Origin of the sequence: Paraburkholderia sp. BCC1885 (assembly GCF_900996235.1) — a bacterium.
GTDB lineage: Bacteria > Pseudomonadota > Gammaproteobacteria > Burkholderiales > Burkholderiaceae > Paraburkholderia.
The window spans coordinates 1-619 of the sequence record NZ_CAAJGM010000042.1 but is presented as its reverse complement, the minus strand read 5'-3'; the positions used below and the strand labels follow the sequence as shown (position 1 = coordinate 619).

The following is a 619-nucleotide window of genomic DNA, read 5'->3' as shown; positions in this document are numbered from 1 at the left end:
TGATGTCGACGATCGGGATCACCCGGTTGTAGGCAATCCGGGTCGGCCCGATCACACCGAGCGTGCCGACGATCTGGCCGTTCACCTCGTAGGGCGCGGTCACCACGCTCATTACGTCGATCGGCACCAGGGTCGACTCCCCGCCGATGAAGATCTGCACGCCCTGGGCATGGCTGGACACGTCGAGCAGCTGCAGCAGGCTGGTCTTCTGGTCGAACACGTCGAACAGCTTGCGCAGCCGCGCCATGTCGGAGGACAGGTCGGCCACCTCCAGCAGCTTGCGCTCGCCGGAGATCAGCACCGTGTCCTCGTCGTCGGACGTCTCGGTGCTGGCCGTGACGGCCGCGTGCATCAGCGCCGTCATGTCGTCGCGCAGGGTGTCGATCTCCTCGCGCAGCCGGCGCCGCACCTCGTCGAAGGACAGTCCCGCGAAGTTCGCGTTGATGTAGTTCGAGGCCTCGGTCAGCTGGGACGGGGAGTAGTCGCGCTGGGTCGCCATCATGCGGTTCTGCACGTCGCCCTCGGGGGTGACGATGATCAGCAGGATCCGCTTGTCGGACAGCCGCATGAACTCGACCTGCTTGAACACATGGCTGCGGCGCGGCGTGAGCACCACGCC

General features: G+C 66.1%; 1 protein-coding gene. It reads right to left on the bottom strand.

The window, feature by feature from the left end:
- The coding region (locus tag FQ755_RS03205) for an HrcA family transcriptional regulator (protein WP_144150930.1) at positions 1 to 619 on the bottom strand (619 nt) is incomplete at both ends.